Consider the following 12312-nt stretch of genomic DNA (forward strand, 5'->3'; position numbering starts at 1 on the left):
TCCTGGCAGCCGTCCCCGTCCACATCCGCTGTGGACAACGCATGGGCGCCTTGTTTGGCGAAGCTGCCGAAGCCCGGATTGGAGCCATTGGGCTCATGGAGCGTATCCGCGAAGGGATTATTCATGGTGACCCAACCGCTGTCGGTATACCACAGCTCCGTGAGCTCCTTGCCATCCCAGTTGTAGGCGGCCATCGTCGCCCGTGTGTAATACCCGCGGGCAAACAGTGCCGAAGGGGTGCGTCCGTCCAGGTACGCCACCCCGGCCAGGAAACGGTCCACCCGATTGCCCGGTTCAATCCGGTTCCAGGAATAATCGCCCCACATCAGCCCGTCGTCATGGCGTCCCGGCTTGTAGCGTACGGTGGAGAGCTCTTCGCCAGTGTCGCCGCGGAACACGGTCAGGTATTCCGGGCCTTTCAGGATAAATCCTTCAAACTCCCGCAGCTTGTTCCGGGGACTCCGGCTGGGGGCGTATACGTCTACGAAATAGTCTGCCAGCTTCTCCGCATCCTCCCGGGACAGCGGATAGCTGTACTGAGGCGCGATGCCAAAGCAATCCTCCAGCGTAGCGGGCCAACGTCCAGCCACCACTTCTTCATGGGCATGCCAGCTCTGGAACATCTCTACAACATGGGCCACATAATCCGCGCCGCTCATCCGGTAATCGTCGGTGTGGCTGTACCCCGCCGCAGCATCCTCCGGGAGGAGGGTAATGAACGCCTCGGAGACCGGCTTGCCGTCCTCGTATCGGATCACCTTGGTACCCGGCGCGGTTTTGAACATAAGCTCGGCCTTGCCGTCGCCGTCGAAGTCATACACCAAAAATTGCGTATAATGCGCCCCCGCCCGGATATTGACTCCCAGGTCGATGCGGTACAAAAGCCGGCCATCCTGCTTGTAGCAGTCCAGGTAGACGTTGCCGGTATAACCCACATGGGAAACATCATGGGAGTTGGACGGATCCCACTTGACGATATATTCATACTCGCCGTCGCCATCCACATCGCCCACACTCATGTCGTTGGCGCTGTAGGTATAGGCTTGGCCTGCGGGGGTGACCCCGTCGGCAGGCTTCTGCAGCCGGATCTCCAGGTAAGGAGCTTCCCATGCCTTTACTTGGGCACTAGTCTCCTGCTCCACCCCGTTGACCACCGCCGCCACCGCATACACCGACTCTGCGCTGCCGGAGCGGTCCAGATAGTTGGTGCTGTCCGTCACGTCAGCCAGCTTCACGCCGTCACGGTACAGGCGGAAATCCGCCCCCGCCATGCCGCGTGTGGAAGCACCTGTTACTTCATTGCCCAACAGCCGCCAGTTGACGAATATTCCCTCGGGGGTGGGGACTGCCGCCAGCCCCCGGTTCAATTGCTCCATCTGTACACCCATTGCTTACCTCCTGCCCTGCTGGTTATCTACACACATGTGTCCAGTGTAGAGTACCTCCGCGTGCAGCTTCCGGCAATGGGACATTTTTGATAGGCGCGTTTCGCCAGCTAATATTATCTTGATGAGATTGCATTATCTTGCTGCGATAGGATAAAACCGTTTTCATTATATATATTACATATTATTACTTTTTTTATATATTAAGTAATATACAAATCACTATTATTCTATGAGTTTCCGCCATTATTGGCTGAATCCGCCTCAGCAGGAGCGCTAACGGAACTAAGAAGCCCTTAAACATCAAAATGTGCCGTCTGCATATTGTAACGGAACTCAGCAGCCCTTAGAGCATGAAAACAGGGCTAAAAACCCGACTTTTGTCCTCTAAGAGTTTCTCAGTTCCGTTGCAGCCGAAACAACCGGAATATGAGCCTCTAAGAGTCGCTGAGTTCCGTTAGCCGGTTAACGAAGCATAACGTGGCATTTACAGAAGGCGGATAATGGTGCTAGTTGGCGGATAATGGTGCTAGTTGGCGGTAATAGTGCTGGGAGGCGGGTAAGGGTGTTGGCAGGGACAGGATAGCAGCAGATGGAAAGGGTCGGTGAAGAGAGCATGAGTTGACGGTCGATTTGGAGGAACAAAGTAAGCTGTATCATAGAGCGAACCAATTGGCCATCGGTTTGGAGCAGCAAAAGGAGCTGTGTCATGGAGTGGACTAATTCGCTTTCGAAACAAACAAAAACTACCCTCCCAAGAGGAGGATAGTCTCTCTCACAAACAAGGCCGGGGAAGCCCCCTTGCCCTTACCCTTTCACCGCACCGATCATAACACCCTTGACGAAATACTTCTGCACGAAAGGGTACACCGCCAGAATCGGCACGGTCGCTACCATGATGGTGGCGTACTTGATGGTTTCGCCAATCTTGAATTGGTCCCCGGAGCTGGCTCCGGCCGTCATGCTGTCCGTGGAGTTGGCGATGAGGATTTCCCGCAGCACCAGCTGCAGCGGAAACAGGTTCCGGTCCTTCAGGAAGATGGACGCATAGAACCAGGCATTCCATTTTTCCACCGCATAATACAGAATCATAACCGCCACTACCGGCATGGACAGAGGCAGCACAATCCGGAACAGAATGGTCAGATGGTTGGCGCCGTCAATCTTGGCCGATTCCTCCAGACTCTCGGGTATAGCCTGGAAGGACGTGCGCATAATAATCAGGTTGAAGGTACTCACTGCAAACGGGATGATGGTGGCCCATAAGGAATCAATGAGGCCCGCCCCCTTGACCACCAGATACAACGGAACCAAACCGCCATGGAAAAACATCGTAAATACGATCAGAATCGTAAACAAGCTGTTCCACATAACCCCTCTGCGGGACAATACATAGGCCGCAATAGCGGTCAGAAGCAGGTTCAGCGATACGCCTGCCACCAGGATAAACAGCGTGTTGCCGTAGCCCTTTATGATTCCGGGGTTGTTAAATACACTTTTGTAGGCTTCCAGGCTGAAGCCCAAGGGCTTGTACATAAAGCCCCGGTGGGCGATAAGCTGGGACGAATCGCTGAAGGAGGCAAACGCTACATACAACAGCGGATACAAGGTGACGACCACCAGTGCGGAAAGCACCACGTAGATGGTGATAATGAAGGCTCTTTCTCCAGAGCCGGTTTTCGCGTACATATTATTCCTCCTCAAGGCTTTCTGTCAGAAAAGCCAGCTTCGTAAGCATATGCTTACCACAGACCGCTGTCGTTCACCTTGCGGCTGATATAGTTCGCCGAGATCAACAGCACCAGATTCACAATCGAATTAAACAGTCCCACTGCGGTACTGTAGCTCCAGCCGAATTCCAGAAGACCCTTCCGGTACACGAAGGAGGATATCACATCCGCCGTTTCATACGTAACCGGATTATACAAAAGGATAATCTTCTCGAAGCCGACGTTCAGCATATTGCCCATCCGGAGAATAAACATAATGGTGATGGTGGGCAGAATGCCGGGCAGCGTAATATAGAACATCTGCTTCAGCCGGCTGGCGCCGTCGATCCTGGCCGCTTCATATTGCTCCTGGTCAATACCCATCAGAGCCGCAATATAGATGATGGAGTCCCAACCGATCTTTTGCCATACTTCAGAGAAAATATAGATCGGGCGGAACAATCCGGGCTTCTGCAGCATCGCTGCCCCGTCATAGCCGAACCAGGAGAAGATTGTATTAATAATGCCGTTGCTATTGGTGAAGTCGGTAATCATGCCGCAAATAACGACCAGCGAAATAAAATACGGCATATACGAAACCGTCTGGACAACCCGTTTAAAGGCCTGGTTCTTCACTTCATTAATCAGCAAGGCGAGAATGATCGGAGCCGGGAACATAAAAATCAGGGAGTATACACTGATAACGATTGTGTTAATCAGAATCCGCCAAAAATAATAGCTGCCGAAGAAATCCTTGAAGTGGGCTAAACCGACCCATTCGCTGCCCATAATCCCTTTCATGGGGGAATAGTCCTTAAAGGCGATTACCGCCCCGTACATGGGGAAATAATGGAAAATAATGTAATATGCTAAAACGGGAATCATCATAAAATACAACAGCTTATTCAGCTTAAAGTCCCGTTTAAACCGGTGCTTGAAGCTGTTTCTGTCTATTACGGCCTCATGACCTTGAACCGCCGCCACCTTGGACATCTCCTGCCACTCCTCCTTCTCTATCAAAACCGGGAGAAGGGACAACCCGCTTCTCCCGGCACATCTGTTCTACGCTTACCGCTTGTTGTAACGCTCCAGTGCCGCCTTCTTAATTTCGATGGCACGGGACAGCTTGATGGAGTTCATCTTCTCTACATACTTCTCATATGCTTCCAGCGGCTCTGCGCCCAGAATAATCTTCAGCGTCATTTCATCCACCAGGGTATTCACGTCGGTCATGATCTTGGCAAACTCGGCGCTTTCCTCCGGAGTGGGGGTTACCAACGGCATCTGGTACTTGGCCATGTCTGTCTTCTGCCAGATGGATACCGCCTGCTGCTGTTCCGGCATGTTCAGATACTGCTCGGAATAACGTTTATCCTGAACGAAGGGGCCCATGGTATTGCCTCTGATGTAAAGGCTCATGGCTTGTGCCGGCGCCAGTTTGTCCGGGTTCTTCATGATCAGATCGGTATATTTCGGATAGCCGTTCTCCATCTTGTAGCTGGTGCCTTCGGTACCGAAGTTATGGAACAGCTGACCTTCTTGGCTGTAGCCGTAATCCAGCATTTTCACAGCAAGCTCGGCATTTTTGGATTTGGTCGAAATAGCCACCATACCTCCGGTGGAGAATGCATAGTCCCGTTGGCCGAATTTCGGCGTTTCGCCCTTCTTCAGAACCGGATACGGGGTTCCTACCACAGAAGCCTTAGCGTCCTTTTCCTTCAGCAGAGGCTGCCATTTGCCGATGCCGCCGCCGGCGTTGCCCCAGGTTGCGCCTGTTGCGCCGGAGGTAATGTTGGCGTCCAGCACCTTGGAATCCACAGTGGCCACATCCTTGTCCAGCAAGCCGTCCGCATACCATTGACGGAAGAGCGTCAGGAATTCCTTGTAGCCTTTTTCGGCAGGACCAAACTTGACGGCGCCGTTCTCCAGATAGAAGTCACGGGTTACACCGAAGGCTCCCACGAAGGCGCCGTTGCCCAATTCATTAAACACCCGCGGCTTGCCCACGAAGGAAATAGGGGCCTTGGCACCCTTTTTCTCCTTGAAGGCCTTCAAGGTAGTGGTCCAATCGTCAATGGTTTCCGGCACCGGCAGTCCCAGCTCATCCAGCCAGTCCTTACGGATAACAGGACCTTGGAAAATCAGGAGAGAATCATCGCCCCGGATGAACGGGAAGGAATAATAGCTGCCTTCATCCGTTTTGACCATCTTGTCGATTTCCGGATGCTCCTTCAGAAACTTCTTGTAATTCGGCGCATACTTGTCGATCAGGTCATTCAGCTTCATGATGTAGCCGTCTTTGATAGCTTTTTCCGGTCCGCCCGGGAAGTTAAAGAAGTTGTATTCCAGCATATCCGGCAATTCCCCGGAAGCCAGCATCACGTTGAAGGCTTCATTGGTCTGGTTGGCAGGCGGGGTGGTGAAATTCACCTTGATGCCTGTCCGCTTTTGCCATTCCTGATAGAAGGGAACCTCTTCATGCTTGGACTTGACGCCCACCAGGTTGTTGGGCAGAGCCCCCCAGTAGGTCAGGGTTTTGTCGGTTTGAATCGGATACGTAACCGCTGCTGCCGGAGCTGCAGAGGAACCTGCGGCAGGGGATGCCGCACCTTGGTCCCCGCTTTTGTCAGAGCAGCCTGCCAGCGCTCCACCTGCCATTGCGAATGCCATCAGAGCGGGCACTGTCTTTTTGAATGTATTCCGCACTCTTGTTAACCTCCTTTTTAATCGTCCGTAAAATGGGCTGTTATCCTGCGAGCTGCTCGCCGGCAGCTCATGCCTTTACTATAAAGTTTCCCCGCTTCCCTTGTATATCTTCAGTACATCCAAAGGAATTGAAAACGCTCTGCAGGGAATCGGCAATATCGCCAAACACATACGCATATGGTCCAAAAACCGCTTTTTCATTGCTCTTGGATAAGAAAAAAACCCGTCCGGCAGACCATACTCCGGATCAGGGCTTGAGGCAAACCGCCTTATTCGTCGTTTATTTCCTTGTACTTGCCGGGGGTGATTCCCTCTATTTTTTTGAAGGTACGGATAAAGGTGCCCACATCGTTAAAGCCGGATTTTTCGGCTGCTTCATTCACCGTTAACCGGCTCCCCGACATCAGCTGCTTGGCCCGTTCGATGCGCTTCCGGTTCACTGTCTCCAGGAGACCTTCCCCCGTCTGGTCCTTAAACAGCTTGGACAGATAAGTGGGCTTCATCTCGAACAGCTGCCCCAGCAGGGAAACATTCAGGCCGGGATCGGTATAATGCCCGTCAATATAGGCGGAAACTTCCCCGATCAAGCCGTCCAGAGCCCGCTGGCGGTTCAATTGGACATTTTGCATACGTTTGGCTTCGGCAAATTCACAGGCCTCCTGAAGCATGGAAACCAGCTGCTCCCGCATTTCGGCCAGCGTCTCCGAGGAAGACAGCCTGTCTATCCGCCTGGGGTTCTGGATCAGAATATTCTCCTGGGCTCCGCCTAATTCCCCGATGCTCTTGATGAGCGTGCCTACCAGATCCAGCATCAGACAGCGGGCTACCGGCACCGATACGGAATGCTTGGAGAAGTTCATCTCCAGAACCTCCTCCAATGCGCCCTTGGCAGCGGGGAAATCCCCCACCTTCACATAATTGATCAGCTGCTGCTCGCTTTGCAAAGGATAATAATACCCGGAATCCGACTCCGACCGGCTGGTGTAGCGTTCAATCTCCTCATAGGGGAGGATCTCCTGCTTGCCCATGACCAGCTTGTATTCCATCGAATACATCGCTTCCTGATAGGCCTGATGAGCCTGCTCCAGTCCGCTGTGCACGCTGCTGAGGGATACCGTGATATAGATGCTGTATTTTTCGGCCAAAAATTCCTGGGCTGTGCGGGCAACCTGGAGCAGATCCTGCATTTGCTCCTCCGGGGATTTCGCAGAAAGGCTGATCAGGCACGCCAGCGCATCATCCGCTTCCGTCATATAGCCGCGATGCTTACTGTTCGCCAGCTCCTCCACTACATTGGTGACGATGAAGTCCAGCAGCTTCAGCTTTTCTCCGGTGCTTTTGCCTTGAATGCGTTCCAGGAAAATATCATGGTCCTCCACGTAGAACAGCAGAACGGCAAATTCCTCCGACAGCAGCTCCATCTCATAAGCAGCCAAGGATTCCTCCAACGGCAGGCCGTTATCCGGTTTACCCTTCAAGAGCCGGGTGACAAAGTTGGAGCGCAGGGTGTAATGCTGCTTTTTCATCTCCAGCACCATATGATCCATTTCTGTCAGGGTCTGGTCCACCGCTTGCTGGATATATAGAAATTCATTGCCGTTATTCTCCCTGCCTGACGGCTTATTGCGGAATGCGTAAACCAGCCGTTGGACAGGGTTATAGTTTTTCCTCAGGAAGAAATAAGTCAGAAGGCCTCCGCCCAACAAGCTTACAGCAATGCTTGCCAGGGTCAAATTGCGGACCAGCTGGGCTTTTTTCCAATAGATCTCACTGGGGATGATGGAGATGTACTGGAGCTTGGAAACCGCGGAAGGGATATTGAATACCTCGTACTTATTCCCCCCCGATTTCCAAAAGAACATCCCTCCTCCCTCCGGAAGTTTGCCGAAGGGCAGCTCCGAGGAAAGGGTTGATTCGGAGCTGGAGATTAACACCTTGTTATCGGCGTCCGCAATCAGGACCTGGCCTTTGCTGAAGGCCTGAATATTGTTGATGGCCGTGAGAATCTTGGACTGGTCCACCATAATAACGTTGGCGCCGGCTGGTTTGCCGTCCTCGTAATCATAGGTGCTGATATAAGCCAATGCAGGCAAAGAGCCGCCTCTGTCCAGAAGCCGCTTCATGGGCACAAAGCCCTTGAACTTGTCCCTGCGGAGGAGGCTAATCCATTCCTCGTAGCTGAGCTCGGAGGACTGGTGGTGCTCGTTATAAGCGAACCGGGTATCGCGGTAAATGCCGGGCAGCATCACCGTATCCTGTTTGGCGATATAAACGTAGAATAAGTCCGCCTCGGAATACGCCGTTTGGTACAAAACCAGATCCTTGGTGGCACTGTGAAGATCATACAGATATTCTTCCGGATAAATATTGTATTTATGCTGGTCCACCAGCTCCCGGACCTTCGTATTCCAGTTCAGCTCGAAGTTGAGGCGCTCCATTGCCTCCACCTGCTTGTCCATCAGCTCCCGCAGCTGCTTCAGCAGCGAGTTGTTGGCCAGATGGATTTCATCGGTCAGCATTTTGCTGGACTGCATGTAAACCAAGGCGCTTAAAATAACCGGAAGCAGCAAAACAGCCAAATACGACAACGTCCACGTCATCAGCACACTGCGGCTGTTAAACCATTTTTTTCGTTGTTTCTCCATCCACATTCTCCCATCAGTTGGGTTTCCGGCATGAGTCCCCTCTATTGTACATGCAAGCCTAGCGCAAAACAATGTGGCAATTATCTGATGAAATCTTCTTGACTTCATACAAATAATCAAAATATAATAAACATATGAACAATTGCTCATATATTCATGAAGTTACATAAAGGAGGCGTATCTCTCATGACCACAATTCAATTAGCAGGATTACTCATTGTTTTAAGCTTTTATGGCAGTTACTTTGCTAAACAACGGCTGCAGCGCACCCTGGGCATTTCGACGGATAGACTGGGGCGCGGAAACAAACCCAAAAAAACCTTGGTTATTGAAGTCAGCTTAAAGATAACCACCTTCTCGATGGCCGGAGTACAGTTGGGCAGCATTGTAATGGACACCCGGTGGATATCGTTCATTTCCAGCAATGCCCTCCGGTATACCGGAATTGCAGCCGCACTGGCAGGTACGATGATTTTTATTGCAGCAATGGCCACCATGAAAAATAGTTGGCGTGCTGGCGTCGATGCGGCTCAAAAAACGGAGCTGGTGACCGATGGGCTTTACCGCTTCAGCCGGAACCCCGCTTTTTTAGGGTTTGATCTGTTTTACCTTGGAATCACACTGGCATTCTGCAATCCGGTGAGTCTTCTTTTCTTCGTTTTGTGTACAGCTCTTCTGCATCTTCAGATTGTGGAGGAAGAAAAATTCCTGATTTCTGCTTTTGGCGCGGAGTATGTAAAATACAGAAAAAACACCGGCAGATATGTTACGTTATTTCTAAAGCAGGCTTCTTCCCGGTGAGAATATGGAATGCGGTATTCTTCCCGGCATCCGTTCCGGTCCGGTTATACCCTTCCTGCACATAATGGAAAGGGTCCTTCATCAGTCCTTCCGCGGCCATGGACGCAAACCGGGTTGAGACTAGTACAGCATGGGGATGGGTTTGGCAAAGGGTTGTTTGGACAGCCATAATTTCCTGATACAGCTCGGGGTCATCCCGGTGGTTGCCGATGCGCACCAGATAACAGGTCTCCAAACCGGAGGAGATCATGGCATCGATCATGGAGGTGACCTTGGCTGTATACTCGCCGCCACTCATTCTTTTGTCCCCGTCGGTTTCCCCCTGGCACCAGACCATAAACTGGCGGTTGATGATGTATCCATTTTCCACGAGCCACTTCCTAGCAGCCTGGTACCGCGCGATGGCATCCTGCAAAAATCCCCCGCCCGGAAGCCATTGGTTGATGGAGGTGCCTCCGACGGAGCAAGACACACCTACAACCGGCCTGCCTACCGCCTGATGATAAGCCAGAACAAAGGAGGAGACCATCGAACCGGTTTTTTTGGATTCGCTTACACCACTCTCCGGATTATTCTCCTGGACCCCGAAGGGCTCCGCTAACGGATAGAGCCGGGTCGGATCGGAGATCGCCCGGAATTCATAGCCCACCTCCTCCGGCACAGCCGGGGCCTCCTCCACCGCTCCGCGGCCGGCCATGTTGGACTGGCCCATAAACATGATCAAATCCACTTTCATACTGCTGTCGACTCCCATTCCCTTCAACTCCGCGTTCAAATTTTCCAGCTGCCGGCAGTTCTATTCTTGTCCGAGGTTATCATATCGGACTGTATTCTGCCAGTCCCATTTTTAGCCGGAAATAGACTTCTGTCACTTCAAAAGGGAACCTTTCGGTTCGGACCTGTGTCTATATGGATGGAGATGGCCGCGTGGAGCACTTGAGGTTTGTAAGCGAGATGGATGAGGAAACATTTAAGAAGGTCATGCTGACATATGGCCAGGATGTATGGAATTATGCGTATTTTTTAACCGGGAAACGCGATTTGGCCGACGATATTTCCCAGGATGTGTTTCTTTCTGTATACCGGAATATCGGTTCCTATAGAGGAGAGTCTTCGTTGAGAACCTGGCTGTTTGCGATTACCCGCAACATCAGCCGGAATATCAAACGGAACGCGTTCTTCCGCAGAGTTATTTTGATGGAGTGGATTGAGGGAGAAAACACAGCTACCTCAGCGGAAACCGAGGCTATGGACGCGTATGTGTCCAACGAAATCTGGCAGGTTGTTCTACAGCTGCCCGTAAAGTTTCGGGAGGTCCTGATTCTGGATGCCAAATACGAAATGACAGCACCGGAGATAGCCGATTTGTTGGGTATCTCGGTTGGAACCGTCAAATCAAGGCTTTCGCGAGCAAGAAAAAAGGTATCCGCCATATGGGAGGGATTGATTCATGAAACCGTCTAAGCCTGAATGGTATGCCATGTTAAAACAAGAGCCATTTGTGATCCGCACCTTTGATTCGGAACAAGGTATGAAAGTTATGGCAAAGCTATCCGTAAAGGAAAAAAAACGTGATCTGAAAATATGGAGACACGTCAGTTTGTTAGCCGCGGTTATGTTATTTGTTCTGATCGTGGTTACGTTTCCTGAAAAGCGTCACACGGTGGTCCGCCCCCAGCCTATCCTTGATGAGAAAAACCAAATTCTATATCTCGATCCCAGTTGGCGGATTCCCAGAGAAGTGTTCGATGTGTATCAGTCAACAAATTCGTTAGCCCAAACCAGTGTATTGGCTGAGCTGCCTCCAACCGATATTTTTAAACTGTGGCTCTTGACCGTTCGATTTAATAATGAAGCATTCCCAAAGCAGCTTGTGGTTCAAGATTCTACAGAGATGATTCCAAGAGATAAAATCATCACGTCGTGGGAAAAATGGAAAAAAATTATTATATCACAGAGAAAATTCAAGGAAATTCCGCCGAACTTTCACTTACACCGGATTCAGCATCGAGTGAAGCATATCTGAAGGGCGGAGAAAGAAAAATACGGTTTATCAAAAGCGAATCGGGAATTTGGCAAATTGATCAAAAAGATGTCCGTGAGATATTGTCCTTAACCCCCTAATTACCTCGCCCCCCTCCTGAACTCGCTGGGGGTGACCGATAAGGCCTCCTTGAAGATTTTGCAGAAGTACATGGAGGAGTTAAAGCCGCAGGCATTGCCAATCTCCAGAATGGATCGGTCGGTGTTCACCAGCATGTGGCAAGCGTTTTGAATTTTTATGTTGTTGATATAATGCGTCAGCGTTACCCCTGTGGCTTCCTTGAAGATGCGGCACAAATAATATTTGGACATATAAAAATGGTCGGCAATTTCCTGGATATGGACAATTTTATTGTAATGCTGATGGATGTAGGACAGAATCGGCGTAAACTTGGGGTGAACCAGGGGCGGCTGCTCCATCCGGGGCACACTTTTATTTTCATTGAGAATATGAAGAACCTCCGCCAAATGGACGAATATCCGGTTGTCCGGGTTTGAGGGATCTTCCCTCTCCAATAGGAGCAGCAGCTTTTTGACACGGGGAAACGACTCCTTGGAAAGGGAAATGACCTCCCGGTCAAAACAGGCCAAAAGCGCTTTGGCTGCCCGCTCGGTAAAATACAGGCGCAGGAAACGGTCCGTAAAGTAGACGCAAGTCCGGGCACAAGCCTGGTTGCTGCGGCTTTTGTGGAACACATGGGGCTTGAACAGAGCCACGTCGTGCCGGGTTACGTCATAGACGGAATCATTCACCAGCATATGATGATAGCCTTCTTCAAGAATGTAGAGCTCGTAGGAATTATGGTAATGGAAGTTGGTCATCTGGTGGTTGGCATCATGCTTCATATATTCAATAAAAAAGAACGGGTCTGTCCGGAACAAATCAGGGTTTCGCATACCGCTCCAGCTCCTTGTTATACGGTTATAGCAATATAATACAACAATCAGCCAGAACGGCAAGATAATAAAAGATTATTGCCCCCATTGTCCGCTATAGTGGAGATAAGACTTCACCTCAAAAGG

The 12312-nt window shown here is 51.0% G+C and carries 10 protein-coding genes; 3 read left to right on the forward strand and 7 right to left on the reverse strand.

Going from position 1 to position 12312, the window contains the following annotated elements:
* The 5 genes from ACI1P1_RS02550 to ACI1P1_RS02570 all read right to left on the reverse strand — a co-directional run.
* A partial coding sequence (locus ACI1P1_RS02550) for a rhamnogalacturonan lyase family protein (RefSeq protein ID WP_463605673.1) occupies positions 1 to 1388 on the reverse strand: 1388 nt, incomplete at its 3' end.
* Positions 1389 to 2192: 804 nt separating this feature from the next.
* Positions 2193 to 3074, reverse strand: a complete 882-nt coding sequence (locus ACI1P1_RS02555; RefSeq protein ID WP_416214796.1) for a carbohydrate ABC transporter permease — start codon at positions 3072 to 3074, stop codon at positions 2193 to 2195.
* 53 nt (positions 3075 to 3127) lie between these two features.
* Positions 3128 to 4087, reverse strand: a complete 960-nt coding sequence (locus ACI1P1_RS02560; protein WP_416214797.1) for an ABC transporter permease — start codon at positions 4085 to 4087, stop codon at positions 3128 to 3130.
* A 75-nt stretch (positions 4088 to 4162) separates the two neighbouring features.
* Positions 4163 to 5764 (reverse strand): extracellular solute-binding protein, encoded by a 1602-nt coding sequence (locus tag ACI1P1_RS02565; protein ID WP_416215166.1) that lies wholly within the window; start codon positions 5762 to 5764, stop codon positions 4163 to 4165.
* Between the two features lie 305 nt (positions 5765 to 6069).
* The gene (locus ACI1P1_RS02570; protein ID WP_416214798.1) at positions 6070 to 8445 is read right to left on the reverse strand and encodes a helix-turn-helix domain-containing protein; all 2376 of its coding nucleotides are present in this window, start codon (positions 8443 to 8445) and stop codon (positions 6070 to 6072) included.
* Between the two features lie 186 nt (positions 8446 to 8631).
* Here ACI1P1_RS02570 and ACI1P1_RS02575 point away from each other — a divergent pair, with 186 nt between their 5' ends.
* A complete protein-coding gene (locus tag ACI1P1_RS02575; RefSeq protein ID WP_416214799.1) occupies positions 8632 to 9246 on the forward strand; it encodes a methyltransferase family protein in 615 nt (204 codons plus the stop codon).
* On the opposite strand, the gene ACI1P1_RS02580 is transcribed toward ACI1P1_RS02575, so the two are convergent.
* Entirely contained in the window at positions 9212 to 9982 is a 771-nt protein-coding gene (locus ACI1P1_RS02580; protein WP_416214800.1) for a sialate O-acetylesterase, read from the reverse strand. The genes ACI1P1_RS02575 and ACI1P1_RS02580 overlap by 35 nt on opposite strands.
* Before the next feature lie 191 nt (positions 9983 to 10173).
* Between ACI1P1_RS02580 and ACI1P1_RS02585 the strand changes: the two genes are divergently transcribed.
* Positions 10174 to 10710: an RNA polymerase sigma factor gene (locus ACI1P1_RS02585; protein ID WP_416214801.1), complete on the forward strand. Its 537-nt coding sequence runs from the start codon at positions 10174 to 10176 to the stop codon at positions 10708 to 10710.
* Positions 10697 to 11272 (forward strand): hypothetical protein, encoded by a 576-nt coding sequence (locus ACI1P1_RS02590; protein ID WP_416214802.1) that lies wholly within the window; start codon positions 10697 to 10699, stop codon positions 11270 to 11272. Before ACI1P1_RS02585 ends, ACI1P1_RS02590 begins: the two co-directional genes overlap by 14 nt.
* A 98-nt stretch (positions 11273 to 11370) precedes the next feature.
* On the opposite strand, the gene ACI1P1_RS02595 is transcribed toward ACI1P1_RS02590, so the two are convergent.
* Positions 11371 to 12186 carry a helix-turn-helix transcriptional regulator gene (locus ACI1P1_RS02595; RefSeq protein WP_416214803.1) on the reverse strand — a complete coding sequence of 272 codons (816 nt, stop codon included), beginning with the start codon at positions 12184 to 12186 and terminating at the stop codon, positions 11371 to 11373.
* Between the last annotated feature and the right edge of the window lie 126 nt (positions 12187 to 12312).

It is taken from the genome of Paenibacillus mesotrionivorans, from assembly GCF_046098205.1.
GTDB lineage: Bacteria > Bacillota > Bacilli > Paenibacillales > NBRC-103111 > Paenibacillus_AR > Paenibacillus_AR mesotrionivorans.

Bases quoted from the DNA above. Each gene is read 5' to 3' on its own strand.
- ACI1P1_RS02575 (WP_416214799.1), top strand. From the start codon at position 8,632: ATGACCACAATTCAATTAGCAGGATTACTCATTGTTTTAAGCTTTTAT.
- ACI1P1_RS02570 (WP_416214798.1), bottom strand. From the start codon at position 8,445: ATGGAGAAACAACGAAAAAAATGGTTTAACAGCCGCAGTGTGCTGATG.
- ACI1P1_RS02580 (WP_416214800.1), bottom strand. From the start codon at position 9,982: ATGAAAGTGGATTTGATCATGTTTATGGGCCAGTCCAACATGGCCGGC.
- ACI1P1_RS02565 (WP_416215166.1), bottom strand. From the start codon at position 5,764: ATGGCATTCGCAATGGCAGGTGGAGCGCTGGCAGGCTGCTCTGACAAA.
- ACI1P1_RS02595 (WP_416214803.1), bottom strand. From the start codon at position 12,186: ATGCGAAACCCTGATTTGTTCCGGACAGACCCGTTCTTTTTTATTGAA.
- ACI1P1_RS02555 (WP_416214796.1), bottom strand. From the start codon at position 3,074: ATGTACGCGAAAACCGGCTCTGGAGAAAGAGCCTTCATTATCACCATC.
- ACI1P1_RS02590 (WP_416214802.1), top strand. From the start codon at position 10,697: ATGAAACCGTCTAAGCCTGAATGGTATGCCATGTTAAAACAAGAGCCA.
- ACI1P1_RS02560 (WP_416214797.1), bottom strand. From the start codon at position 4,087: ATGTCCAAGGTGGCGGCGGTTCAAGGTCATGAGGCCGTAATAGACAGA.